Source organism: Novosphingobium terrae, assembly GCF_017163935.1.
In the GTDB taxonomy this organism is placed as follows: Bacteria; Pseudomonadota; Alphaproteobacteria; order Sphingomonadales; family Sphingomonadaceae; genus Novosphingobium; species Novosphingobium terrae.
This window is the reverse complement of record NZ_JABVZR010000002.1, coordinates 362,902-388,404: the sequence shown is the minus strand read 5'-3', so window position 1 is coordinate 388,404 and position 25,503 is coordinate 362,902. Positions and strand designations below refer to the sequence as shown.

Below are 25,503 nucleotides of genomic sequence, written 5' to 3'. Positions count from 1 at the left end.
CATGGGGGATGCCTCCCCGCAGCCTGAGCTTTCAGGCTACGGGGAGGTTGTGCTTTACAGGGGCGGGGGAAGGGTGCCCCCGCTTTCCACCGAACTGACCAGTGAACGCTTGTGATTGACGGCCACGCGGTGAACCAGATCCGTGAAAAACTGGCCGGGTGGAGAAAGCAGCAGCCGTGATTGCCGCGCCACGCAAATGGGCGGCGAGAAGGTGGTCTGCTTGATCGGAATGATGCAGGCGAATTTCGTGCTGCTGATGAAGTCCGACCAGAGATGCGGCAAGGGTGCCAGCAGATCGGATGAGGCAACGATCGACAGAATGCTGAGGCCCGATGAGGCCTGCGCCACAATGTTGGGCGGCGGCATATCGACTGCGGTATAGATCGCGTTGACCTCGTTTTCGCTGTCCATCATCACGGGCGTTGCCACCCATTGGGCATCTTTGAGATCCATGATCGATGTGGCTTGCGACAGCGGATGCCCCTGCCGGCCAACGATGATGCGCTGGTTTTCGAACAAGAGATCCACGGTCAGATCGGCGCCGAACCTTTCGCGCGGAATGGGGCCGACATAGAGTTCGATGATCCCGTCACGAATGTCGGTTTCCAGCTTGGGAAACAGGCCCTCCACGACCTTGATCCGCACCTTGGGATAGCGCTTGCGGAATGGCGCCAGAACCTTGGGGAGAATTCCGACATGCGCGCCCGATGACAGGCCGATGGTCAGCGTGCCGACCTCCTTGCCCTTATACTGGTCGACTTCCTCCAGCGTGCGCTCCATTTCGGTTTCCATAACCTTGGCGCGGCGCAGGATTTTTTCGGCAATCGGCGTGAGCACGATGCCGTTGATGGAGCGTTCGAACAGTTGCACGCCCAGCTCGCGCTCCAGCTCCTGAATGCTGCGCGTGATGACGGGCTGGGGAATGCCCAGCTCGCGCGCGGCGCTGCGCATGCTGCCACGCTCCGCGACGGCCACGAACCTGCGTAAGTGATTGAACTTCATGCCTCGCCCTTCGTTCGATCGTTCCATGATCGATACAGGGCCATTATGCACATCAGGGGCCGGCATGTCATGCGGCATTGGGCGCGATGCGCCGATTGTTCGAGAAAAATGAGGTCTGTTATTGTCTGCCCGGCAGGAAACCCGGCATCGATTTAAGAACCGATGCCGGGTTCCGGATCAGGCTCGTTCTGCCGTCAGCCCGCGACGGTGTTTTCGATGGCGCCGATGCCATCGACCTCGCAACGCACGACATCGCCCGCCTTGAGGAACACCGGCGGTTCCATGCCGACACCCACACCCTCAGGCGTTCCCGTGGCGATCAGGTCGCCCGGTTCCAGCGTGAAGGCGCTGGCCAGATAGGCGATCTGGGCGCGGATCGGATGGATCATGGTGGCGGTGTTGTTCGACTGGCGAAGCTCACCATTGACGAAACAACGCAGATCGAGGTTCTGAGGGTTGGCGACCTCGTCGGCGGTGACGATCCACGGGCCGATGGGGCCATGGGTGTCGAAGCTTTTGCCCATGGTGAAGGTCGCGGAATGGAACTGGAAATCGCGCGCCGACACGTCATTGGCGACGACATAACCAAACACATGGTCGAGGGCCTCGTCCTGCGACACATTCTTGGCAGGTTTGCCAATCACCAGAGCGAGTTCGACTTCATAATCCAGCTTTTCGGTCGCGCCCGGTTCGATGGGGTCATAGGGGCCCGCCACGCAGGTTGTCTGCTTGTTGAACCACACCTGATGCTTCGAACGGGCCACGCCAAGCTTGTCGGCTTCCTCAAGATGCTTGGCATAATTCATGCCGATGGCCAGATATTTGCCGGGCCTTTCGACGGGCGCCAGCAGCCTTGCCGAGGCGAGGGGCAGGCTGTATGGCGCGGTGGCCACAAAATCGCGCAACTGTGCCAGAGCCGCATCGCCGCCCTCGATGATCGAGCGCATGGTGGGATAGCGATCCGCAAGCGGGGCGAGCGAAACGATCCGGTCGTCCTGAACCACGCCCAGCTTGGGCGTACCGGCATCGTCATAGCGCAAAAGTTTCAAGATGGCTCTCCACGGAAGGGCGGGGCCGGTTCTGTGCCTCGGCTGCCCGCAAGTCTGACAGTGTGTTCAGGCGCCATATTTAGACGGGCGCGCGCTCAGGCATAAGATCGTGATTGGCGGTGGTGATCGAGTTTCGATATCGTGCTGCCCTGGAGTCCTGCCGCGCGGGAGCAGCCGGCAATGGCGTCCAGCATCTCCGCATAGTCCGACCGGGTGGGGGGCATAGCTGCTGGTCCGGTTAACAGGGGGCGACGAGACCTTTGGATCACTCCTCGTGATCGAGGCTTTCGATGATGTCGAGGTCGTCTTGCCGGTAGGCGGCGTGAAGGACAGCGGCTGGGGACGCTGAGCAGCAAGCCGGGCCGCTATCCCTTCAAACCGGCGAGCATGACGATACCTGTCGCGACGCCTTCCGACAAGGGAGGCGCCGCGCTGGTGCTGCCGGATGATTCGGGTTTTGGGCGGATCGCCTGCCTCAGGGCCGATGGATGATGTTGTGCCATGGCGCCACGGCGGTGCCGGGATAGCCCTTGGTCAGCTCATTGTAGGTCGTTTCGTCAAAGCCGGGGAACATGGGGTTGCCGCCCGTTTCGGGCAGGGCCTGCTTGATCTCGTCGAGCGACTTGCCCTGCGCGATCATCGCCTTGACGGCATCGCGGCGCTGCTCGGCGGCTTTCAGTCGGGCCGTCAGCTGCTCGCGGCTTTCCACCGCGCCATGGCCGGGGACGATCACGCGGGCGTCCAGCGCCAGAATGGCCTTCATCGCCGCGATCCAGCCCAGCGAAGAGCCGCCAAGATGAATGACGGGAAACTGGCCAGTGTTGGTTGTGACGACATCACCGGCGAACACCACCTTCTGATCGGGCAGATAGATGATCAGATCGCCCGCACTGTGCCCCGGCGCGACATGGATCAACTCCACCCGCAGGCCATCGATGGTCGCATGCTCGCTGTCGGCCACCAGCCTTGTCGGATTGGGGGCCTTTGCGAGTTGCTTGTAGAGGGCGACCATCGGCGGGGCGCCACTGGTATCGGCGGCTGTGGCCAGAATGGTGGCGCGCGTGTTTTCCTGCTCGATGATCTGCGTGGCGGGGGGATAAGAGGGTATGCCGCCGACATGATCGGGATCGCTGTGGGTGATGATCAGCGTATCGACGCGGCGGGGTGTGATTTTGGCAATCTCGGCCTGCACCGCTTGCACGGCCTCCGCCGTCTGCTGGGCGTCGATGGCCACCACGCCTGTCGTTCCCACGGCAAAGCCGGTGTTCGATGTGCCGCCCTCGACCCAATAGACGCCTGAGGCGATTTTGTGCGGGGTCAGGGTCAAAGGGCCCGGCCTTTGCTGAGCCTGCGCCTCGAAACCCGTCACCATGGCCAAAAGGGCAATGCCCGTCGCCAATGCCATCCTCGACCCCATGTCCTTCTCCCCTGTCATGCTTTTGGGAGCTGATAGCATGGCGAGGCGGGGCTTTGGTGCTACCAATATGGCTATGATGATACCGCCTGTGCCGGTGCCATCAAAGGGGGGCGATACGCAAACGCTATAGCCAAGGCCAACAAGTGGTCTTGGGCGCTGCCCGGCGCCGCGGATAGTGCGTGGCCAACGGGGAGCAGACCGGAATGATCTGGGAGAAAACGCCATGCGCTTGATCGCCACCGAAGAGGCCTTTGCGCCCCGGGACTATATCGATGAATTTCTGAAGCTGACCCGGACGATCGATACGCCGGTCACACGCTATCTGGGCATCTATTACAAGAAAGCCGAAGCGGTGCGGCAATTGGTCGATCTCGATCACCGCCTGGTCGAGATGGACGCGCATGGTGTGGATATGCATCTGCTTAGCATCACCGCGCCCGGTGTGCAGGCCTTCGACGCGGGTTTGGGCACGGATCTGGCCGCACTGGCCAATGAGACGCTGTCGGCTGCCGTGGCGGCCCGTCCAACCCGTTTTGCCGGATTGGGCGCGGTGGCCCCGCAGGACCCGCAGCGCGCCGCGCGCGAGGTGACCCGCTGCATGACGGGGTTGGGCATGAAAGGCATCATCATCAATTCGCATACGCAGGGCGAATATCTCGATGATCCCAAATTCTGGCCGATTCTGGAGGCGCTTGTTGCGGCGGATGCGCCTTTATACCTGCATCCGAACTTTCCTCCCGACAGCATGATCGGCGCCTATTCCGACTATGGCATGATGGGCGCGCTCTGGGGTTTTGGTGCGGAAACCTCGCTGCATGTGATGCGCCTGATCATGGGCGGGGTCTTCGATGCCTTCCCGACCCTGAAGCTGGTGCTGGGCCATCTGGGTGAGGCGCTGCCCTTCTGGCTGGGCCGGCTGGACAACCGCTATCAGAACATCCTGCGGCGCGGCGGGCTGGAGCCGCTGGGCATGAAGAAGCTGCAGCGCCTGCCCAGCGACTATTTCCGAGAGAATGTGTGGATCACCACCAGCGGCATGATGTCGAACGAGCCCTTGCGCTTCTGCCTCGACATGATGGGGGCTGACCGGGTGATGTTCGCCGTGGACTATCCCTATGAGCAGACCGCCGAGGCGGTGGATTTCATCCGCAAGGCGCCGCTGGACGAGGAGACCATGCGCAAGGTGGCCCATGCCAATGCCGAGCAGCTGTTCAGGATCGTGCCCTCGGCATAGGGGATCATGATGGCTGCCAATTACATAATGTACCTTGTGTCTTTTTCGTGATCGTGGCAGGTGTAAGGCCATTGGAATGACAGCGACAATAACGCGACGGAACAGGCCGAACGGGTGCAGAGATGCCCATCCGGCCTTGCCGGAAGGTGGGGTTTTCTCTCACCTTCGGGCCCCCGGTTCCGGCACTTTCATCCAGGGTTGAGGAGATCAAAAAATGACGGACATTTCTGTCGGCTCGGGCGAATCCCGTGAGCCCCTGCTGCGCCGCAGCCTGCTCAAGGGCGGGATTGCCGCCATGTTCGGCGCGATGGTGACCGGGCGCGCCGCTGCCGCCGGCGAGGGCAAGAAACCTGCGGCAGGTCCTGCAAACGCCGGAACGCTGCTGGACCAGTTCGCCGTGACTCAGGTGATCGCGCGTGAGCGGCTGGGGCGCGAGACGCATGATTTCGATCTGGAAGAGTCCTGCTTCCATCCGGATGCTTTCGTTGATGTTTCATGGTTTTCCGGCACGGCAAAGCAGTTTGTCGAAGCCGGGCGGCGCGGTGCGGCGGCCGGTCGCGCAGGCACCTCGCTCAAGGCGGTCTATTTCGACAGCATGAGCCCGCCAGCTGTCTCGATCAACGGAGACCGCGCCATTGCGGACGCCTCTTGCGCGGTACATTCCTTTTCCACGCTCAATGGGGTTGATGTGCATGTCACGGCCTACACGCGGCTGCTGTGGCGTGCGGTGAAGCAGCAGGGTGAATGGCTGATTTTCGGGCTGCGCGGGATCTACATCCGCGATACGCTGGCTGCTGCGGACCCGACGCAGGCCCTTGTTATCGATCAGCAGAAACTGGCGCAATTCCGCCAATCCTATCGTTATCTGAGCTATCTGACCGCGTCAGGCGGCGGGCCGACCCGCAATGATCGGGCCGGAGTGGATCAGCCCGATACGGTCATAAAACTGCGCGCCGCCGAGCGCAGCTGGCTGGCCGGCGAGACGAGCGCCGCCGCATCCTGACCGGGGCAGGGCGCTCGGAAATTAGGCGTTGCGTCAGCTATTTCTGGTTTCGGAGCGATCCTCGGGCATGCGCGCCCAGGGGTCGCTCCACCAGCTGAGCCGGTCGGGGGCAAGGCCGCGAATGTAGATCGTGCGGCTGCGGATCAGATCCTCGGCCACGGCCTGCTCGACGCCCAGCCCGTGCAGCAGCATCGCGGTTATGCCATCGACATAGGTGCGGCTGCGCAGGTTCGTGCGCGAGATATGACGCACAGCTTCCAGCACCGTGCCGATGATCATGCTGCTGGCGGGAAGCGGGGCCTGAACGTTGAGGACGCCTTTTCCGCGCGCTGTCTCCACATAGTCCACGATCCGGTCAACCAGGATCGTCTCACGCGCGAGATGGGCCGTGCGCGACAGAAAAGCCCCCCACTGTGGGTCAATCACGGAGCGCATCAGAAACAGCTGGATGGCGGTGACGATGCGCGAGAGCTCATCGTCCTGCGGGGTAAACAGCGTGACCAGGCTGCGGAACATCTCTTCCATCAGCATATGGCCGTAGACGCGGATCGCTTCTTCGACGGAATTGAAATATTTATAGAATGTCGCCCGGGAAACATCGGCTTCGGCGATGACGTCATCGACTGTGGGCAAGTCCTGATTCAGACGTGCGGCACAGGTGGCCAGAACGGCTTCGAGCAACCGTGTACGCGTTCTGCTGCGGCGCTGGCGGGCCACTCTGACGCGATGGTCTTCATCGGCGTTTTTGACGTCTTCCCTGTTCATGCCCACCTGTTTATTCCCATGTCGCCCATTCGCACATCAACATTTTCAAGCCCGGTTGCCTTCGAAATTCAGATCATCGGTCTGATATGAGGCTGAAGGGTTCGCCTGCTCCTAGGTGATTTTGACCACTTGCGCCAGAGGTCAGATGCGCCCCGCAGGCCGACTCGCGATCCCGATAGTGCCTTTGGGCGTTTTCATACCATACATTTCGTCTCAAATTTCCTGCTGCATGGCGCACGATGGAAGAAATGTGGTTCGGGGCGAGCAGCGGATGCGGCAGCCATGATCTTGCTCCTGTCTGGGATAGGGCGAAGCCGAAAGTTTCCACATGTCTAAAAAGACAAATATATACAGATACATACAGAAAAATTTGAATGATCGTCCATCTGCATCACGGCTGCGGAACAGCTTTCAGAGCGGCTGAGGTCAGCCCGTCCCCGCACGGGTTCCGTTTTTGGCATCAGGGCCCGAAAGCGAAGATCATTGACAGTCACCATGCAAAGTCATAACGGACATATCGTCTAATTCATAAAAATGAGAGGAAGCACATGAGCGTTCTCAATCTCAGCACGGCGACTCTTGCCTCCAGCGATCGCACGGATGTTGATCTCGTTGCGCGGGCCAAGGCGCTTGTTCCCGATCTGCGCGAGGCACGGTCCGAAATCGACCGTCTCGCCCGTCCGCCCGAAGAACTGGCCGAGCGGATGAAGCAGGAGGGCATCTATTCGATGACCGTTCCGCATGAATATGGCGGCCTGCAGTCCAGTCTCGATACCTGGCGCCAGGTGGTCACCGAGATCGGTCGCGGCGACGCGGGTGTCGCCTGGGGGCTGACGCTGGTGACGGCGTGCAACTGGATGGCGGCCAACCTCTATCCCAAGCATGTGTCGGAAGAGATTTTCGCCCGGCCCAACACCAATGTCGCCGGTGTTTTCTCCGGTCGCGCGGTGAAAGCGCGCCGTGCCGATGGCGGGATCGTGGTTGAAAAGGGCATGTGGTTCTTCAACTCGGGTGTGTATCAGGCGGATTGGGATCTGCTCGGCGTGCCGATGTTCGACAAGAATGGCGAGCCCATCGGCCCGGGCGTGGCCGCCGTGCCGATGAGCGATGTCAAGAATCTCCATGACTGGAACCCCAGCGGCCTGCGTGGCAGCGGCAGCACCAATGTCGCGATGGAGGATGTGTTCATTCCGGACGAGCGGATCGTCAGCCTGATGGGGTGCAACCGTGGCGAGGTGAAGCCGACCTATCCCGAGGTGCCGATCTTCAATGCCGCCTTCGGCCCGCTGATGGTGCTGATCCTGGCGTTTCCGGTGCTCGGTGTGGCCAAGCATATCATGGAAAATTTCCTGGAAACCGTGGGCAAGCGCGACATCAAGCTGACCACCTACACCAACCAGGGCGAGGCCCCGGTCACCCATCTTCAGACCGGCGAAATCAGCGCGATGTTCGATGCGGCTGAATCCATTATCGTGCGTGCGGTCGAGAAGGTCGATCTGTGGAGCGCCGGCAAGGCCTTCATGCCCGTGGCAGAGCGCGCCAGGGTCAATCGCGATGTCGCCTTTGCCGACCGTATGGTCTTTGAAGCGGCGACCAAATTGTCCGAAGCGGGCGGCGGGTCTTTCGCGCACAGCAAGAACATCGCCAACCGGCTGTGGCAGGATGCGCGGGTCGCCACGATGCACCCCTTCGTCAATCCGTCGAGCAATTTTGAAACCTATGGCCGCCTGCTGTGCGGCGTTGAGGAACTGCTGATGCAGGTTTAAATCGGTGCCACGGGCCGCACGGAATCATCCGGCGGCCCGCACACGGCGGGCAACGAGGCGGCCAGAATGCCGCCCGCGCCGTGGAGAAAACCGCGTCATCGCAGGAGAGGCATGCGCCATGAACGAGCCTATTGGAACACCCGCCCGCACGCGCGTCGTCGCGGTGGAGGAGCATTTTCGTACCCCCGAACTTGAGGCCGTGCTGGACGGGCCCGAAAAACTCTTCCCCAAGATCCTGGGCGAAAATCTCGCGGATATCGGCGAGAAGCGCCTTGCCGCCATGGATGCCGCCGGGATCGATGTGCAGGTTCTGTCATCCGCCGCGCCGCATGTGCAATGGATGGAGCCCGATCAGGCCGTCGATGTCGCCTGCCGCGTCAATGATCGGCTGGCCGAGGCGGTCGCCGTTCACCCCGATCGCTTTGCAGGTCTGGCGACGCTGGCCACACCGGCCCCCGTCGACGCCGCACGCGAGCTGGAACGCTGCGTGCGTGATCTCGATTTTCGCGGCGCGATGATCCACGGCCATACCGGCGGGCGCTTTCTCGACGATCAATTCTTCTGGCCGATGCTTGAGGCCGCAGAGGCGCTGGACGTGCCCCTGTATCTGCACCCCGGCTATGCACCCAAGGCGGTGGTGGACGCCTATTATTCCAATCTGCCCCCGGCGTTCGGCGCGATGCTGTCGACCGGCATGATGGGCTGGCATTATGAAGTGGCCATGCACAGCATGCGCATGGTGCTCAATGGCGTGTTTCAGCGCTTTCCCCGGCTGCAACTGATCATCGGCCATGGCGGTGAGGGATTGCCCTTCTTCCTCGACCGATCGATCAAGGTGCTCAACCGCGCCTCGCCCGAGATGTCGCAGCATCTCAAGGATGTCTATCGCGGCAATTTTTACGTCACCACGGCGGGCTTCTTCTACGATGCGCCGATGCGCTGCGCGATGGAGGTGACGCCGATCGACCGCATCCTGTTCGCCGCCGACCATCCCTACGCCTCGGCGAGCGAAGGCACCGCATGGATACGCTCGACGGTCACGCTCGATGAGGAGCAGCGCCGCAAGGTGATGCATGAGAATTCCGATCGCCTGTTCCGGCTCGATACGCTGCCTCAGGCCAAATTCAACGCCGCGCAGGCTGGAGCATGATGATGGATTTTTCCGGGAAGACGCTGTTCATCACGGCGGGCGCCAGCGGCATGGGGCGCAGCTTTGCCACTCATGTGGCGAAGGCGGGCGGCAATGTCGTGATCGCGGACATTGACGGTGCGGCGGCGCAGGCGCTGGCGGCCTCGCTGCCCAGCGCGATCGGGCTGGCCTGCGATGTTGCCGATACCGGTCAGGTCGAACATGCGCGCGACATGGCGCTTGACCGCTTCGGCGCGGTGGATCTGGTGATGAGCCATGCCGGGATCACCGGCCCCGGCGACATCGCTACGCTGTCGGATGAGGCGTGGGAGCGGGTGCTCAACGTCAATGTCATGGGCATGGTGCGGGTGTTGCGTGCCTTCACGCCGCATCTCACGGAAAGGCGCTCGGGCCATGTGGTGCTGACCAGCTCCAGCCTGGCGCTGATCAGCGGCCATCCGCTCAGTGGGCGGACGGCGCCCTATATCGCGTCCAAGGCGGCGGTTATCGGTCTTGCGCAATCGACGGCGGTGGCGCTGGCGCCTTATGGTGTGGGTGTCACGCTCTTCGCGCCCGATGTGACCGATACGGGCTTTGCCAAGCCGCCCGCCGGGGCGCCGCCGCTCGATCCGGCGCTGGCAAGGCTGATCCCGCGCCTCAGGCAGACCCCCGAGCAGGCGGTGGCTGTGCTGGTCGAGGCTCTGGCGCAGGGGCACTTCCTCGCTTCCGCCACGCCCGATCATGCCAGCCTGTTGCAGCAGCAGGCGCAGGGCCTGCTCGATCCGCGCGCGCTTGCCGACACGTATCGCCCGGCTGACGACGGGGCTCCGGCCTCGCCCGCCGCGACTTTGCACGATTAAGGAGTTTCGAAGTGTCCACAGCAATCCAGCACGACCGTTCAGACCTTTTCATCGGCGGCGAATTCGTGGCGGCCGACAGCACCGCGCGGCTCCATGCCATCAACCCTGCCACCGAGGAGCGCATCGGCAGCATCCCCGATGCCAATGAGCGCGACATCGACCGGGCCGTGGCCGCCGCGCGCGCCGCGCTGCCCGGCTGGCGCCGTGCCGGTGGCGCCGCGCGCTCGGCCATTCTGGCCCGCGTCGCCGAAGGCATCGCCGCGCGTGCCGAGGAGCTGAAGGATCTGCTGTTGCTGCAGAATGGCGCACCCCGCTGGTGGCGCGATCAGGATGTGACGATCACCCAGATGCTTTACCGTCAGGCCTCGATGGGGGCCGGGCAGCTGGAGGATGAAACGCTGGTCGAGGCGCCCAATGGCGGCAAGACACTGCTTCAGCGCGAGCCGATCGGCGTGGTGGCCGCCATTTCGCCTTGGAATGCGCCGCAAGCACTGCTGGCGATGAAGGTTGCCAATGCGCTGGCCGCCGGTTGCACCGTGGTGGCCAAGCCTTCGCCGGAAACCTCGCTCGACTGCTATCTGCTGGCCGAGATCCTGCGCGATGCGGGTGTGCCCAGCGGCGTGTTCAACGTCGTCACCGGCGGCCCTGCTACGGGCGCGGCGCTGGTGGCGCATCCCGGCATTGCCAAGGTCTCCTTCACCGGGTCGACGGCATCGGGCAAGGCGGTGGCGCGCGAATGCGCCAACACGCTCAAGCCGCTGATCGCCGAGCTGGGCGGCAAGTCGGCGGCGGTGCTGCTCGACGATGCCGATGTGGAGCTGTTCCTCTCCTCGATCCAACGCGAGGGGCTGCCGTTTTCGGGTCAGGCCTGCTTCTGCAACGCACGCATCATCGTGCCGCGCAAGATGCAGGATGAGGTGGTCGCGGGGGTGATCGCCACGCTGCAGTCCTTCCGCTTCGGCGATCCTTCGGATGATGAAACGATCATGGGCCCGCTGGTCTCCGCCCGCCAGAAGGAGCGCGTGGAAGGCTACATCCGCAGCGGGCTGGAAGAAGGCGCGGTGTTGGCGCTGGGCGGCAACACGCCGACCGGTTTCGACAAGGGCTATTATGTCGCCCCCACCGTCTTTACCGGCGTAACGGCTGACATGAAGATCTTCCGCGAGGAAATCTTTGGCCCGGTCTTCACCGTTTCGGCCTATGACACCGAGGAAGAGGCGGTCATGCTGCATGACGCCACCGATTTCGGCCTGAGCGGCAGCGTCTACAGCCGTGATCTGGCGCGCGCGACCGAGTTTTCACGCAAGCTGAGCACCGGTCAATTGCTGATCAACGGCCAGCGCGGGGCGCCCAATGCGCTGCGCGACTTCTACAAGCAGAGCGCCTTTGGCGGCGGGGTCGATCGCATCGGCGGCTTCCTGCTCACCAAGGGCATCACCCAGCCGATCGGTGACGTCAAGATGAAGACGATCTTCGGCTGAAGCCGCAGCCGCATCATGACCATCAGCACCTGCCCGGGATTGCCGAAACCGGCAGGTGCATCACCTTTCAAGACGGATGATCGCAATGTCTTCTGATGTTACCACCGTTTCGTCCCGTCAGAGCCCCTGGCATGTCGTCTTTGGCGCGGGGGTGACCCAGGCGGTCAGCGCGCAACCGCTGGTGCTCTCGACCTTCAGCCTTTTCGTGCTGCCCCTGACGCAGGCGACCGGCTGGAGCAGGACATCGGTGCTGGGCGGCTATACTGCCTGCGCTCTGGGCGTGGCCGTGGGCCTGCCGATCTGCGGCCGGCTGATCGACCGCTTTGCCATGCGGCCGATCCTGGTGAGTTGCTGGCTGGCCTATTGCCTCTGTCTGGCGGCTGTCTCGGTGGCGCCTCTCTCGCTGCCGTTGTTTTATGTGCCTTTCGCCCTGATGGGGCTGGCCACCAGCGGCATCCTGATTTCCTGCGCGAAAGCGGTGGTGACATGGTTCGATGCCAATCGCGGCGCCGGGATCGGGGCCACCGCGGCCCTGATGGGGCTGGGGACGACCACCATCCCGATCGTGGCGACCTATCTGATCCGCACGGCGGGCTTTCGTCAGGCCTATCTGTGGCTTGCCTGTCTGGCGCTGGTGGTCGGCCTGACGATGATCCTGCTGTTCGTGCGCCCGCGCGCGGCTGGCGGGGATGTGATCGCTGATCCCGCGCGCGATCGTGCGCCTGCGCTCAACATGCCCGGGCTCAGCGTCGGGGAGGCGGTGCGGACCCGCCACTTCTGGTTGATCATCATCCCGCTGTGCCTTGCCGCCCTGACGGTGACCGGGCTGCAGACAAACATCGTCCCGCTGATGCTGGCGCGCGGCATCAGCGCGGATAAGGCGACCGTGGTGCTTTCGGCGTTCGGTCTGGCCTCGCTGGTCGGCCGCTTGGGGGGCGTGCTGCTCGACCGGTTTCACGGCACGCGCGTGGGGGCCGGGGTGCTGCTGCTGGCAGCCTCGGGCGTGGTGCTGATGCTGGTCAATCATGCCTTTGCGGTCACGCTGTTTGCCGCGGGCCTGTGCGGGATCGCCTTTGGCATCGAGGTGGACCTGCTGGCTTTTCTGACCAGCCGCTATTTCGGCATGCGGCGGTTCGGTTCGCTGATCGGCGTGCTTCAGGGCGCTGTGATGGTGTGCATCGCGGTGGGCCCGATCCTGGTGGGCTTCGCTTACGAAAAGCTTGGCTCTTATGAAGCGGTGCTGCCCTTGCTGAGCGGGTCCTTCATCGTGTGCGCTGCCGGGATTCTCCTGCTTGGGCCTTACAGCTATCCGGCGGTCAAGGCCCCGGCGCCTGACGCGCCGGAGCCTGATGGCCTGCTTGCACAAGGATAAAGTCATGATTGCCGAGGCCATCGACGCTGCGGAATTCCGCAGAATTCTGGGGCATTATCCCACGGGCGTCTGCGCCGTGACCGCCATGAAAGAGGGCAAGCCCAAAGGCATGGTGGTGGGGTCGTTCACATCGGTGTCGCTCGATCCGCCGCTGGTGGCGTTCCTGCCGGATCGCCGCTCCAAAAGCTGGGCCGATATCGCTGTGGCCGGGGATTTTTGCGTGAATGTTCTCTCGCAGCATCAGCAGGACGTCTGCCGGGCGCTGTCATCCCGGCTGGAGGACAAGTTCGAGAACGTACCCTATCGACTGTCCAGCGGCGGCCTGCCCATCATCGAGGGCGTCGTGGCCTGGATCGCCTGTCGCCCCTATGCTGTGCATGAGGCGGGGGACCATGACATCGCGGTGGGCGAAGTCTATGCCATGGCTGTCGAACATCCTCATACGCCCCTGCTTTTCCTGCAAGGCGGATATGGCAGCTTTCTGCCTTTGGCCTCGATCCCCTGAGCAGAGCCATATGCATCCGCGGCGGCGGCGCGGTCGCGGTTTCCGGAAGTTCCGGTTTGAAGCTGGAGGACCGGGGTAGATGCCACAGGTTCAGATGCCCGTCGCGACGGCACCGGAACGCTCCCCTCGGGAGGGTTGTTTCCGATCCTTTTTAGATGGCCGGTTGGCATAGGGAGCCTCAATAAGGGGCCAACGAATTTCCAACCTGAACTCGGCGAAAACGGACCTGCCTATGCAGGCTGGGCGCGGTTCACTCTTCCCTTGAGAGGGATATTTAATCAGGCTAAAAATCCTGAGATATGCAGTTTCATACAGACATTGATTGAATGGACATCAGCGTTGCCCGGACCTTTCTGGAGGTCGTCAAGACCGGCAGCTTCGTGGGAGCGGCCAACAACCTCAATCTGACGCAGACCGCAGTCAGCGCGCGTATCCGCGTGCTGGAAGAGCAGCTCGACCGCCCTGTCTTCATCCGCAACAAGGCCGGGGCGCGGTTGACCCCGGCGGGCGAGCAGTTCCTGCGGTTTGCCACCACGCTGGTGCAGGTCTGGGCACGGGCACAGCGGGCAGTCGCTTTGCCGCCCGGTCGCGAAACTGTGGTGACGGTAGGGGCAGAGATCAGCCTGTGGAACCCGCTGCTGCGCCACTGGCTGCTCTGGATGCGCCGGGAATGCCCGGAGATCGCCGTCAGCACCCAGATCGATGCGTCCGAGCGGCTGATGGAGCAGGTGCAGGACGGCACGCTGGATGTGGCGGTGCTCTATGCAGCCCCCAGCCGTCCGGGCATCATCGCTGAACTGCTGTTCGAGGAAAAGCTGGTGCTGGTGCGCACGACACCCACCACTGCGCCCCTCACCGCCGAGGACCACGTACAGATCGACTGGGGAGATGAGTTCGCCGCCAGCTATCAGGCAGCCTTTCCCGATCAGCCCAATCCGGTTGTCTCGATCAGCTATGGCCCGCTGGCGCTGGACTATATTCTGGAAACAGGCGGCAGCGGCTATTTCCGCAAAGGCTTTATCCGACCCTATCTGGAGCAAGGCCGCCTCGCGCTGGTGCCGGGCAGCCCGGAGTTTTCCTATTCAGCCTATATGGTCCATTCCGCCAAGGCCGATCCGGGCGTGATGGACCGCATCCGCTCTGGCCTGCATGAGGCTGCGGCGATCACAGTCTGACGCCTTATTTCGGGGTTGCCCACCCTCCGCCCAGTGCCAGAAACAGGCTGATCTGATCATCATTGACCGCTGCCTGCCCCTCGGCAGCGGCCTGCTCGGCGGCCAGAGCATCCCTTTCAGCATCTAGCGCGGGGAAGACGGCGATCCGTCCGCCGCGTCGCAACTGGGCGGTGCGCTGCAACAGGCGGGCGGCATCGGCCTGCGCCTGCTCCAGCCGCTGTTGCTGCACGAGGCCCGCCTCATAGCTGTCGAGTGCGGTTTCCACCTCCCGCAGGGCCTTGATGACCGTGCCGTCGAAGCTGGCCAGATCGGCCCGGCTTTGCGCTTGCGTCGCCTCGATCCGGGCACGGGCGGCATGGCGGTTGAGCGTCCAGCTGATCCCCGGGCCAAAGCCGAAACGGTTGGTCAGCGGCGAGAGGAAATCGGTCAACGCGCCGGTCGACCCTGTCGTCGCGCCAAAGGTGATATCGGGATAGAGCGCCGCCGTGGCCACGCCGATCCGCGCCGTCGTGGCCGCCAGACGCCTTTCGGCGATGCGGATATCGGGGCGGCGTTGCAGCAGGGCCTGCCCATCGCCGACCGGGATCGCCTGCCGGATCGCCAGGGGAGCATGGCATTGCAACAGGCTGGTGTCGGCCTGAGCGGGGACTTGCCCCAGCAGGGCGGTCAGGCGGAACAGCGCATTGCGCTGCCGTGCGACCAGGCGCGGCAGGCGGGCGCTGGTGCCTTCCAGCAAGGCCTGACGACGGTCGAGTTCATAGGGCGCCGTGCGGCCATGCTGGATGGTCAACCGGGTCAGGCGCACGCCCTTGTTCTGCACGGCAATGGCATGGCCAAGCACATCCATCTGATGGCCGCTGTTGCAGATATCGGCATAGGCGCGGGCCACCTCGGCGGCGACATTGACACGCACCAGATCGCGCGCAGCCTCGGCAGCTTCGCTGTCGGCATGGGCGGCCTCGATCCCGCGCTTCAGCCCGCCGAACAGGTCGAAATCATAGCTGACCGCCAGGCCGATGTTGTAAAGTTCCCGCCGGGGCGGCTGCACATGCTGCAACTCCGCCTCTGCCGAGCGTTGCGACTGGGTGGTTTCGGCATCGACCCCGCCCTGAATTTCGCGGGACGCGTTGCGTTCGCCCAGCAGGGCCAGACTGCGCTCCAGATTGGCCTGAGCCACGCGCAGATCGGTGTTGGCATTCAAGGCCTGCTCGATCAGCGCATCGAGTTTGGGATCATCGTAAAGCGCCCACCAGCGATCTGGCAAAGCCTGCGCCGTTGTGCCCGCCGAGGCGGAGAGAAACGCCCCCTGCGCTTCGGGCGCTTTCACCACCGCTTTATCGGGAACGTGGTAATTCGGCCCCACGGTGGTGCATGCCCCCAGCACCGTCACCAACAGCAGCGCTGCGGCGCGCCTTACCACGGGAGGCTCCTGTGAATGCTGCGCCCATCCTTGCGGGGATGCACGATGACAGTCACCGTCTGACCGGGGATCAGGCGGACGCCGGGCGGGACCTTGTCGATGGCGACGCGCACTGGAATGCGCTGGGCAAGGCGAACCCAGGTGAAGGCGGGATTCACATTGGCGAGCTGGCCATCGGCGCCGGTGCGCTCACGATCCTCGACACCGCCCGCGATGCTCTGGACATGGCCGTCGATGCGGTCGGCCACGCCCATCAGATAGAGGCTGGCCGGATCGCCGATGCGCACATCGGGCAGCTTGGTTTCCTCGAAATAGCCCTCGGCGCGCAAGGTCTTGTCGGAGACCAGCGCCAGCGCCGGCTTGCCCGCCGTCAGATAGACGCCCGGCTGCAGACCCACATTGGACACCGTGCCATCGACCGGTGCCCGCACCACGGTGCGGCTCAGGTTGAAACGTGCCAGATTGCGCGTCGCCAGAGCTTGCCCGATGGTGGCGCGCAATTCGCTGACCTTGGCGCTGCCCTGCTCTGTCACTTCGGCGGCGACCACCTCGGGCATGGCGCGGTTGCGGCGGTCCTCCCGCGCGGCCTGCGCCAGCATGGTTTGCTGCAGCGCCAGCGTCGCCTCGGCCTGATCGAGGGCCAGCTGATAACGGGGCCGGTCGATGACGAAGAGCACATCGCCCTTCTTCACCACCTGATTGTCGGTCACCCGCACATCGGTGACCAGCCCGCTGACATCGGGTGAGACCGGCACCATATCGGCGCGCAGCTTGCCGTCGCGGGTGACAGGTTCGACCTGATAGCGCAGCCAGAGTGCATAGATGCCCGCCAGAATGATCAGGATGACCAGCAAGGTGGCCAGCGAACGCAGCAGAGTTTGACGATAGACCATTATGATGTGAACCATCCGGCAGGAAGCCTGTCGGCAAGGGCGCCGAGCCCCCACCACAGCAGAAAGAACAAGGCCAGCTCGGCGAGGCTGGGGTGCCAGAGAAGGCGTTCGAGGGGCAGGCGCTGCAACACCCCGCGCAGGGCGAAGACAAGGATCGCGGCCAGCACGCCCCATGCCAGCGCGGCGGGCATATAGATGCCCCAGAGATGCACTTCCTCGATCACGGGGCCCTCACGGTGAAATCATCGGCTTGCGGGAACAGGTTGCAGCGCATACCGACCAGCGCGCGCACCGCTTCCTGCCGCGCAGCATCGGCGGGCAGCACCAGCAGGCCGCGCAGAGCATCATCGATGCCCCCCAGCAGCGCGGCGGGCGGTGGCAGCGCAATCCCCTGTTGCCGGCGCGCGTGATAGGCCTGCGCCAGATCGCCCAGCACCACGCCCAGACTGTGGCGCAGATCATGCGGCACATGGCTGAGCGCACGACGCAGCGGGATGATGTTGCGCCCGATCCGCAGATCGGCCAGCCCGTCGGCCCCATGCAGCGCATCGCCGGGCGGAGCCAGCGCGATCCTTGCCGCGAACTGGCCGAGGCGGTCCACCGCTCTGGCGGTCCAGTCGGCGGGGCGGAAGGGGCGGCGAATGTCGGCCAGCTGCGCCATATCGCTCCAGTTGGCGCGGGCGATGCGCCGCGCCGTCCACAGCGCATTGGTCGAGCGGAACAGTTTCGTGACCACCAGCGTGGTGACGATGCCGCCCGTTTGTGCAAGGCCCGTGTTGACGAAAGTGGCGAAATCGGCCTGAAACCGGGCGAGAAAGCCCATGGCCACGATAAAGCAGGAAAACATCGGCAGTGCCTGCGCGGTGCGCGCGGGATCGGCCTGAAGATAGCCCATCCAGATCAGCGCGGGCGCCAAAGTGAGGATCAGCATCTCGGCGCCATCGACACGCGGCAGGATCACGAAGAGGTAAAGCGCGGCCAGCGGATAGGTCTTGAGTGTGGCCACCAGATAGCGCGTGATGGTGGGCGCCGGATCGTCCTGCGCGGCAAAGGAGCAGGTGATCAGCGCGGCGAAGGCCGCCGTGGCCGAGCCATTGGGCCAGGCCAGCACGATCCAGAAACCGCAGTACAGCATGATTGCCAGCGCCGTGGCCAGTCCGGCCAGTGCAGCCATGGTGTGATCGCGCGCCAGAGCGAAGGGCGCGGGCGTCTGGCGGCCCTGCTGGCGAGAGGGCATGCCGATCCGCTCGGCAAGGCGGCGGCTGATTGCCATGGCCTTGAGCGCCTCGGCCAGACGGATGCAGGCGCTCGCCTCCAGCAGGGAGGGCCAATCGCGCTGCGCCTCGGCGGTGTGAGCAAGCCGCATGCAGCGTTGCGCCAGAGTGAAACCCTCCACCGCCCGGCTATTCTGATCCCTTAGCCATGTGGTGATGTCCGCGAGCAGGCGTTCAAGGGCGAGCGGAAATGCAGATCCGTTGCGCAGGAAAGCCAACCGGTTCGATGCCGCCGAGACCAGCGGCAGGATGCGGGCCAACTGCTGCTGCAAGGCAGCGATACGCTGGCGGGTGGCGGGCGCCGACCGCTGGTCGAAGGGCAGATGCACCGCCAGCATGCCCAATTCGGTCACATCGGTGGCCAGACGGCGGCGATGATCGTTCTCAAGCACCGTGTGCTGCTCGCCGATCGCCTCGGCCATCCATTGGCGGGCGTGGGTCAGGAAGGATTGCGCGCGGCCACGGATTACCGGCGTGGCGCTCCATGGCTGAAGCACGGCATGCACCGCCGTGACGCTCAGGATGGCGATGGCCATTTCCTGCACACGGGCGATGGTCGTATCGAAGATGTTGCCCGGATCGTCGAGATAGGGAAAGCTGATCACCGCCGCGCTGAAGGCCGACATCTGGAACAGGAAGGCGCGCGGCGTGCGGTCCAGCACGGCAAAATAGATGCAGAAGCCCGTCCATGCGGCCAGGCAGAGCACCAGCAGCGCGGGAGAATTCTGCAGGTTGGGCACAAGCGCGATGGTCACCAGCGCGCCCAGTGCGATCCCGCCCAGCCGGTAAATCGCCTTGGGGCGAAAGGCGCCTGCCATCGGTTGCGCGGTGACATAGACGGTCAGCAGCGCCCACCATGGCCGGGGCAGGCTGGCCATGAACGTGACAATCAGCGTGATCCCGGCCGCCAGAAAGCTGCTCAAAGAGAAAAGCAGCCATTGCGGATTGATCAATGGCGCGAATGGGGCTGTGCGCCCTGCGCCAGGGGGAATGCTCATGGTTCAGGCTCGATTATCACGGACTGGCGCTCCTTATTCCAAGTGAGATCCAAACGTTCAGCGCATAATTTTGCAGTTTAAGTGCAAGAAATTTGATGGATTGGCGGTGATATATCGCCACACTTCCGCAATCCGATCGTGGTCGCAGTCACCCCGGTCAGGTCTGGTCTTAGCCCAACTGGAGGTGCCAAGGAGTGGTCGGCGTTGCTGGCCTTCCTCTATTCAGGTGATCAATTCCGATTTCAAAATGAATCGATATGAAAAGACTTCATCTTGATCATCAGAATTAAATTTTGACCGCAGTAATAGTAAAAAATGTTATAGCGTCATGGGATAAGCTTTGGGCCTAAAGGTACAGTTTCTTTTGCAGAATTTGCGTTGATTATCGTGCCGAAGCTCCCGTAGAGCGCAATGGCACCGCACAAGATACCGAGCCAACCGCCTGCGTGGGTCAGGACAGGCGTATCATTGAAAGCGCCCAGCCCAAGCAACAGATAGTCAATCCAAAGGGTTAGGAAGATCAGGAAAACCACCAGAGGTTGGCGGAATGTGCAGATCCACAAATAGAGGGTGAGCACGCCCCACAGCAGGAGGGCAGCGCCCATGGTCGGTCCAGCCGCTGCCAGATCGAGAATTCGGGTGGCGGCCAGCAATTGAAGCAAGGCATACCACATCCAGAATGCGCCGTAGCTGCAGGATGCTGTAGCCTCAAACGTGTTCCCGCGCTGGAATTCGACGATGTCGACAACCATCTGCGTCAACCCGCCAAACACCAATGCCAAGGGGACGACGACCGCAGTTCCGCCCATGGGGAGGACACCAGCGTTGATCAGACTCAACAGAATGGTGGTTGTGCCAAAGGCAGCGAAGCCAGGGCCGGCAGGATTGGCCCGGCCCACATGGCAGAAGAGACAGCGCGGAGCGCAAATGCGATTGTCAGCCCGGAAGTTGGGGCTTTGGGTGCTTCCCGCAAGCGATGAAGGCTGATGGCAGAGATCGCTATCGATAGTTGGTCGCACATCCGTGTCGAGATATGGTTGCCCGATATGCACGTTTATTGGCTTGCTATCGTCGGCCTATCAAGGCGCTTGGCCATAATGCATGCATATAAATCCTGGCATAGGCATATATCTGTAAATTGCATGGTATATTGCATGCATGCAAATGGGGGCGTATAGGGCAGGCAGAATCAGCAATCCCGCTAAGGACTGAGTCGATGCAGATCAAAGGCACCACCGAAGGCAAAGGGAAATGGATCTTCCACTGCGGGCTGAAGGGTCTTTGCCCCAAGTGCGGATCGGCATCCATGTTCAGGAAATGGCTGAAGTTGCAGACCCGCTGCCCCAAGTGCGATCTGAACTATAACTTCGCGGCGCCCGACGACGGCCCGGCCTTTTTCTCGCTCTGCATCGTCGCTTTCCCGCTCTCATTCTTCGTGGTGTGGCTCCAGGTGGCCTTTGATCCGCCCTATTGGGTGCATCTCGTTACCTCGTTCCCTCTGGTCCTGCTCGGCTGCGTCTTTCCGCTGCCCTATATCAAGGGATGGCTGGTCGCCTCGCAGTACGTCAATCATGCGCAGGAAGCGGGAACCGAGAAGCTCTGGGCTGAATTGCATGCCCGGGCCGAACATGAAGGTGAACGACATGAGCGGTAAAGCATCTGGTGCAGCCGAAGGGCTCAATCTGGCCGCGCGCCTCGTCGCGGACATGTATGATGCAATCAACCGGCCAGACCTGTCCGGCATGATCCGCGCGGGCGGGGCTGACGACTTCCCGGAGATCAAGGCCGCATCCTCCTGGCTGGAGCAGGATGCAGGGCGACTTGCGCGATATGAATCAGCGCTGCGCCAATATGCCGATCCTGGTTTCTGGGACGATATGACGCCGGGCGGCGCGCTGGCGCTTCACGATGGCGGCGAGATGGCGCGAAACGTCCTTGCAGGGCGCCCCGCATTCGACCATCGGGACTAATCGCCCCGACAAAATGCATGCAAAGTTGATTGGAAGGTGGCAATGCAAGCCTGGAACCCCGACATTCGCGCGATAGGTGGGCCGAAATATCTCGCGATAGCTCAAGCCCTGTCCAATGACATCGAGGCCGGACTCCTTGCGCCCGGCGATCGCCTGCCGCCCCAGAGGTCTCTTGCGGAAGCGCTGGGGCTGGACCTGACCACCGTGACCCGCGCCTATGGTGAAGCCCAGCGCCTCGGCCTTATCGAAGGCAGCGGGCGTCGCGGGAGCTTCGTTCGGGGCAAGCCGAGCGTGTCGCCCTCGCAACTGGCGGGCGACGCCGGCGATACGGGCATGAACGCTCCGCCGGAAGGGTTTGGCGGCACGCTCATGAGAGAATTCCGCGATTGCGCCACCGCCCTGTTGAGCGCGGAGGCCGGGGTGCTGCCGTTCCAGTACCAGCGGAGCGGAGGAGCGCCTTCCGCGCGCAAGGCCGGGGCAGCGTTGTTGGGCGCGCGTGGCCTTCCCTGTTCGGAGGATACCGTTCTGGTGGCTGCGGGCGGGCAGAACGCGCTCCATGCCATCTTCAGTGCCGAGTTCAAGGCGGGCGACACGCTCGCGGTGTGCGCCCATGTCTACCCGGGGCTGCTCGCTCTGGCCCGGCGGTTTGGCGTGCAACTTCTGGCCATCGCCTCCGATGCCGATGGCATGGCCCCGGATGCACTTGGTCAGGCCTGTGAAAACGGCACCGTAAGAGGTGTGTACCTCGTTCCCACGAACGATAACCCGACCACCGTCACGATGCCCGTCGAGCGCAGAGAGGCGATCGCAGACATTATCGCGAAGCATGATCTGCTGCTGATCGAGGACGATGCCTATGGATGGCTGCCGGAGCACCCGCTTCCGCCCATCGCCTCCTATGCTCCCGTCAACAGTTGGTATATCGCCAGCGTGTCAAAGGTTCTGACGCCCGGTCTGCGCGTGGCATGGTTGCGCGCACCCGACCTTGCCGGAGCCTGGCGGCTTGCCGCCGATATGCACGAAACCGCGATCATGGCGCCTCCGTTGAATGCTGCGGTGGTGACCGAATGGGTGCATTCCGGCCTCTTCCAGAAACTGGTCGGCGAGGTGCGGTCGGAAGCCCGCCTTCGGCAGGCCATGGCGCTGGAATGCCTGGCTCCGGGATCATTCCGGTGGCAGGACTACGGCTATCACCTGTGGGTCGAGGTTCAGGATGACCTCGATACGCGGCACCTCTGCGATGTGCTGCGGCAGCACGGTCTTCCTGCGATCCCGGGGGACGCTTTCGCTGTCGACAAAGCTCTGCCCGGCCCCGCCGCCATGCGGGTTTCTATCGGGGGAACCATCTCGCGAGAACAGTTGCGGCGCGGCCTCACCCTCTTGTCTGCCCTTATCAGCCCGCAGGCCCCTCGAAAAGTAAGCTTGGTCTGACCCTGAGGTGGAGAGCGAACCACCTCTGGCAGATGACTGGCAGCCTGCAGATTTCAACCTGAAGCAGCGCTCCTTTGGCGCACCTCACGATCGTGTCTGGAAAAAGCGATGGAATGGGTTCCGATAGTTTTCTTAACGTTCAAGGCTTTCGTGCTCTTCACGGGCATGTATTTCGCGATCAAATGGCATTACGATCAGGATCGAAAGAAAAAGAGTGAAGCCGGCGGACCGGAGAAGCCCGCCGAAATTCGCCTTTTCCTGACGATGATCGCCTCGGTGACCCTTTCCCTGATCGGCATTGTCTATGCCGGCTGCTGGGGTGATGCATCAGAGGGCGGTTACGGTGGTGCGTTGGGCTGCGCGTTCACGTTCTTCATGGTCTTCATGTCCAAGCCTGCCGTGGACCCACTCTTGGGCGACAGCCATGGGCTGGACAGCGATGTTCTCGCCGAAAAAGAGCCAACCACACTGAGCGAAGGCCTCGACCAGTTGTCGCGGCTCAAGGGCCAGACCGAGCTGCTGCGCACCGCCTTTTTCGCCAAACTAGCCTCGGCCGAGCGCGACAAAATCTATCTCGGTGTTGCAGGCATCATAAGCACGCTCGCATGGAAGTTTGGCGATGTAGCGGCCGCCGCACTCAATGGCCGGAGTTGAGGGGGGGGCTTGCCCCAACTTTCTGCCAAAGATTGGCGTTCTCGACGGACCAAAGTCCGATGAACCGACGGCGGCTTTTGACGGGTCCAATCGGACTCGCGAAAGGCAGCTTTGTTGGCGGTAGAGGAAGGGGGCACCCTGTCGGAATGACCATTCGACGGTCGAGCAGTCGTGCTGGATCTCCATTCGCCCATCAAGGACGGTAGAGCCGCCATTCGATCCGGAAGGTTCATTTTCCGTTTGTCGTTATTAAGTCAGACAATTAAGCTGTCTTCCATGGGCGAATAATGGCCTCATTATGGAGACAGGATGCCATGCTATCCAGAGCATTTGGGACGGGGCTTGCTGCCATAGCGGCCTTGGCGGCCTCTCCGGTCGTTGCCAATCCGGCCGACAATCATCGGACCATTGCCGCCACACCCCCGATGGGTTGGAACCCGTTCAATGCCTTTCGTCTGAATTATGACGAAAGCACTGTGATGGCCGCCGCTGAAGCTCTGGTGCAGCTGGGCCTGAAGGATGATGGCTATCGCTACGTCAACATCGACGATGGCTGGTGGCTGCGTCGCGATGCCGGAGGCATCACGATCCGCACCAATCTCTACCCTTCCGCCCGCCTCCCCGACGGCACCACCAGCCTGAAGCCATTTGTCGACCGGCTGCACGCCATGGGGCTGAAAGCAGGCATCTACACCGATATCGGTTACAACATTTGCTCACAGCGCTGGGAAAAGGCCACTGCCAACCTGCCGGAGGGCAATCGCGGGCAGCGCGAAGTTGGCTCCCTTGGTCATCAACTTGAAGATGCACGTGCCTTCAGCGCCTGGGGCTTTGATCTCGTCAAGGTCGATGCATGCGGCATTGCGGATTTCGGCGCCGATCTTCCAGAAGTGATGGATGGCACCTATCGCCCTCTCGGGCCGATCATGCTTCGCGAGCGCCCCGGGGCCTCGGATATAGCGCGGGTGGAAAAACTCTATGCCGATTTTGCGGCAGCACTGCGCAAGGCGCGTCCGGCCAACCCGCTGCTGCTTTCGATCTGTGCCTGGGGCGATGCCGACGTCAACAATTGGGCGGGCTCCTATGGTCAAATGTCGCGGACCAGCTCCGACATCAACGCGAGCTGGGGCGCCATGCTGCACAACTTCGACAGTGCGGCGGTGCGCCCGCTCTTTGCCGGACCCGGTCACTGGAATGATCCGGACATGCTCGAAGTCGGTAATGGCGATTTCGATGGAAACCATCTCACGGAAGCCCGCGCACATATGAGCCTGTGGGCGATGATCGCGGCCCCGCTGGTGCTGGGTTTCGACCTCACCAGGGCGTCGCCAGACATTCTGGCGGTCGTCCGCAATCGGGATGTGATCGCGATCGATCAGGACCCTGCGGGGAATCAGGGAGTTATCATCGCCCAACAGGGGGACGGGCAGATCATCGCCAAAGCGCTTGCAACGCGCGGGCACAAGGCGCTGGCCTTCGTCAATCGGGGCGATGGCAGGCTGCATCTTTCCGTGCCGCTGGCCGACCTCAATCTCTCCGCCCAAGGGGTTCACCTGCGGGATCTGTGGCACGGCAGGCAAGGCACGCTGCGCGACGGCGTTGTGAGCGTCGATCTTGCCCCGCGCGAAACGGCGCTGCTCCGCATTGAGGCCCGGCCCATCGAGGCGAAGGTGAGTGTTCCGGCCGACATGCCCGCACGCATCCATGTGACTGAGGCAGGCTATCTCCCGCCAGACCGTATCACCCGGAACCAGTGGGTGCCGGCGCGGATCGGCTTCCTGCCCTCGGGTACGCCGATCACCTTTGCAGGACGGCAGGAGACAGCATCCATTGGCGTCGGCGCCGGGGCGCATCTGATGGTGGATTTGCGGGGGGAGTTTCGACGGCTTAGCCTTGCGCCCGAGCATGTGGCCACCGACGCCTATGTCATCAAGGTGGACGGCAAAGCTGTGCCCCATGGGCCGCTGCGCAATGAGGCGCTCGATCTCGATCTGAAGGGCGCTCGCCAACTCGAACTGATCGCGCCTGCAGCCAAGGGTGAGGGTGCCAGCTTCATCTGGCACAATCTGCGCTTTGAACGCCAATAATAGGCCGGAGGCGTTCAG

23 protein-coding genes are annotated in these 25,503 nt (G+C 62.8%); 14 read left to right on the top strand and 9 right to left on the bottom strand.

Translation table 11 applies throughout. The annotated features are described in order from the left end of the window. Positions 1–54: 54 nt before the first annotated feature. The 3 genes from HGK27_RS20335 to HGK27_RS20325 form a co-directional block, all read right to left on the bottom strand. Positions 55–1,002 (bottom strand): LysR family transcriptional regulator, encoded by a 948-nt coding sequence (locus HGK27_RS20335; protein ID WP_206244662.1) that lies wholly within the window; start codon positions 1,000–1,002, stop codon positions 55–57. 194 nt (positions 1,003–1,196) lie between these two features. Next, on the bottom strand, positions 1,197–2,051 hold the full coding sequence (locus tag HGK27_RS20330) for a fumarylacetoacetate hydrolase family protein (RefSeq protein WP_206244661.1): 855 nt from the start codon (positions 2,049–2,051) through the stop codon (positions 1,197–1,199). A gap of 475 nt (positions 2,052–2,526) precedes the next feature. Next, positions 2,527–3,456 carry an MBL fold metallo-hydrolase gene (locus tag HGK27_RS20325; protein ID WP_206244660.1) on the bottom strand — a complete coding sequence of 310 codons (930 nt, stop codon included), beginning with the start codon at positions 3,454–3,456 and terminating at the stop codon, positions 2,527–2,529. 235 nt (positions 3,457–3,691) lie between these two features. On the opposite strand from HGK27_RS20325, the gene HGK27_RS20320 reads away from it, so the two are divergent. Together HGK27_RS20320 and HGK27_RS20315 are read left to right on the top strand one after the other, a co-directional pair. Then, positions 3,692–4,702, top strand: a complete 1,011-nt coding sequence (locus HGK27_RS20320) for an amidohydrolase family protein (protein ID WP_206244659.1) — start codon at positions 3,692–3,694, stop codon at positions 4,700–4,702. A gap of 214 nt (positions 4,703–4,916) precedes the next feature. Then, a complete protein-coding gene (locus HGK27_RS20315; RefSeq protein ID WP_241127670.1) occupies positions 4,917–5,705 on the top strand; it encodes a nuclear transport factor 2 family protein in 789 nt (262 codons plus the stop codon). 33 nt (positions 5,706–5,738) lie between these two features. On the opposite strand, the gene HGK27_RS20310 is transcribed toward HGK27_RS20315, so the two are convergent. Continuing rightward, on the bottom strand, positions 5,739–6,470 hold the full coding sequence (locus HGK27_RS20310) for a TetR/AcrR family transcriptional regulator (RefSeq protein ID WP_206244658.1): 732 nt from the start codon (positions 6,468–6,470) through the stop codon (positions 5,739–5,741). 548 nt (positions 6,471–7,018) lie between these two features. Between HGK27_RS20310 and HGK27_RS20305 the strand changes: the two genes are divergently transcribed. The 7 genes from HGK27_RS20305 to HGK27_RS20275 all read left to right on the top strand — a co-directional run bounded on the left by HGK27_RS20305 (position 7,019) and on the right by HGK27_RS20275 (position 14,758). After that, entirely contained in the window at positions 7,019–8,236 is a 1,218-nt protein-coding gene (locus HGK27_RS20305) for an acyl-CoA dehydrogenase family protein (protein ID WP_206244657.1), read from the top strand. A 118-nt stretch (positions 8,237–8,354) separates the two neighbouring features. After that, positions 8,355–9,386 (top strand): amidohydrolase family protein, encoded by a 1,032-nt coding sequence (locus HGK27_RS20300; protein WP_206244656.1) that lies wholly within the window; start codon positions 8,355–8,357, stop codon positions 9,384–9,386. After that, on the top strand, positions 9,383–10,225 hold the full coding sequence (locus tag HGK27_RS20295; protein WP_206244655.1) for an SDR family NAD(P)-dependent oxidoreductase: 843 nt from the start codon (positions 9,383–9,385) through the stop codon (positions 10,223–10,225). The genes HGK27_RS20300 and HGK27_RS20295 overlap by 4 nt, the downstream gene beginning before the upstream one ends. 11 nt (positions 10,226–10,236) lie before the next feature. Continuing rightward, a complete protein-coding gene (locus HGK27_RS20290; RefSeq protein WP_206244654.1) occupies positions 10,237–11,706 on the top strand; it encodes an aldehyde dehydrogenase family protein in 1,470 nt (489 codons plus the stop codon). A gap of 85 nt (positions 11,707–11,791) precedes the next feature. After that, positions 11,792–13,078, top strand: a complete 1,287-nt coding sequence (locus tag HGK27_RS20285) for an MFS transporter (protein ID WP_206244653.1) — start codon at positions 11,792–11,794, stop codon at positions 13,076–13,078. Positions 13,079–13,082: 4 nt separating this feature from the next. After that, positions 13,083–13,583: a flavin reductase family protein gene (locus tag HGK27_RS20280; protein WP_206244652.1), complete on the top strand. Its 501-nt coding sequence runs from the start codon at positions 13,083–13,085 to the stop codon at positions 13,581–13,583. 326 nt (positions 13,584–13,909) lie between these two features. Next, positions 13,910–14,758 (top strand): LysR family transcriptional regulator, encoded by an 849-nt coding sequence (locus HGK27_RS20275; protein ID WP_206244651.1) that lies wholly within the window; start codon positions 13,910–13,912, stop codon positions 14,756–14,758. Positions 14,759–14,762: 4 nt separating this feature from the next. Here the strand turns inward: HGK27_RS20275 and HGK27_RS20270 are convergent, their stop codons facing one another. The 5 genes from HGK27_RS20270 to HGK27_RS20250 all read right to left on the bottom strand — a co-directional run bounded on the left by HGK27_RS20270 (position 14,763) and on the right by HGK27_RS20250 (position 20,395). After that, entirely contained in the window at positions 14,763–16,178 is a 1,416-nt protein-coding gene (locus HGK27_RS20270) for an efflux transporter outer membrane subunit (protein WP_206244650.1), read from the bottom strand. After that, positions 16,172–17,071, bottom strand: a complete 900-nt coding sequence (locus HGK27_RS20265) for an efflux RND transporter periplasmic adaptor subunit (RefSeq protein ID WP_206244649.1) — start codon at positions 17,069–17,071, stop codon at positions 16,172–16,174. The genes HGK27_RS20270 and HGK27_RS20265 overlap by 7 nt, the downstream gene beginning before the upstream one ends. Beyond that, a complete protein-coding gene (locus HGK27_RS20260) occupies positions 17,071–17,295 on the bottom strand; it encodes a DUF1656 domain-containing protein (protein ID WP_206244648.1) in 225 nt (74 codons plus the stop codon). Before HGK27_RS20260 ends, HGK27_RS20265 begins: the two co-directional genes overlap by 1 nt. After that, entirely contained in the window at positions 17,292–19,343 is a 2,052-nt protein-coding gene (locus HGK27_RS20255; RefSeq protein ID WP_206244647.1) for an FUSC family protein, read from the bottom strand. The genes HGK27_RS20260 and HGK27_RS20255 overlap by 4 nt, the downstream gene beginning before the upstream one ends. Positions 19,344–19,669: 326 nt before the next feature. Beyond that, the gene (locus tag HGK27_RS20250) at positions 19,670–20,395 is read right to left on the bottom strand and encodes an acetate uptake transporter (RefSeq protein ID WP_241127669.1); all 726 of its coding nucleotides are present in this window, start codon (positions 20,393–20,395) and stop codon (positions 19,670–19,672) included. A 164-nt stretch (positions 20,396–20,559) separates the two neighbouring features. Between HGK27_RS20250 and HGK27_RS20245 the strand changes: the two genes are divergently transcribed. The 5 genes from HGK27_RS20245 to HGK27_RS20225 all read left to right on the top strand — a co-directional run bounded on the left by HGK27_RS20245 (position 20,560) and on the right by HGK27_RS20225 (position 25,485). Then, entirely contained in the window at positions 20,560–20,997 is a 438-nt protein-coding gene (locus HGK27_RS20245; protein WP_206244646.1) for a DUF983 domain-containing protein, read from the top strand. Beyond that, positions 20,987–21,313, top strand: a complete 327-nt coding sequence (locus HGK27_RS20240; RefSeq protein WP_206244645.1) for a hypothetical protein — start codon at positions 20,987–20,989, stop codon at positions 21,311–21,313. The genes HGK27_RS20245 and HGK27_RS20240 overlap by 11 nt, the downstream gene beginning before the upstream one ends. Positions 21,314–21,355: 42 nt before the next feature. Beyond that, positions 21,356–22,744, top strand: a complete 1,389-nt coding sequence (locus tag HGK27_RS20235) for an aminotransferase-like domain-containing protein (RefSeq protein ID WP_206244644.1) — start codon at positions 21,356–21,358, stop codon at positions 22,742–22,744. A 108-nt stretch (positions 22,745–22,852) separates the two neighbouring features. Then, positions 22,853–23,398: a hypothetical protein gene (locus HGK27_RS20230; RefSeq protein ID WP_206245640.1), complete on the top strand. Its 546-nt coding sequence runs from the start codon at positions 22,853–22,855 to the stop codon at positions 23,396–23,398. Positions 23,399–23,712: 314 nt separating this feature from the next. Beyond that, positions 23,713–25,485, top strand: a complete 1,773-nt coding sequence (locus HGK27_RS20225; RefSeq protein ID WP_206244643.1) for a glycoside hydrolase family 27 protein — start codon at positions 23,713–23,715, stop codon at positions 25,483–25,485. Positions 25,486–25,503: the final 18 nt, after the last annotated feature.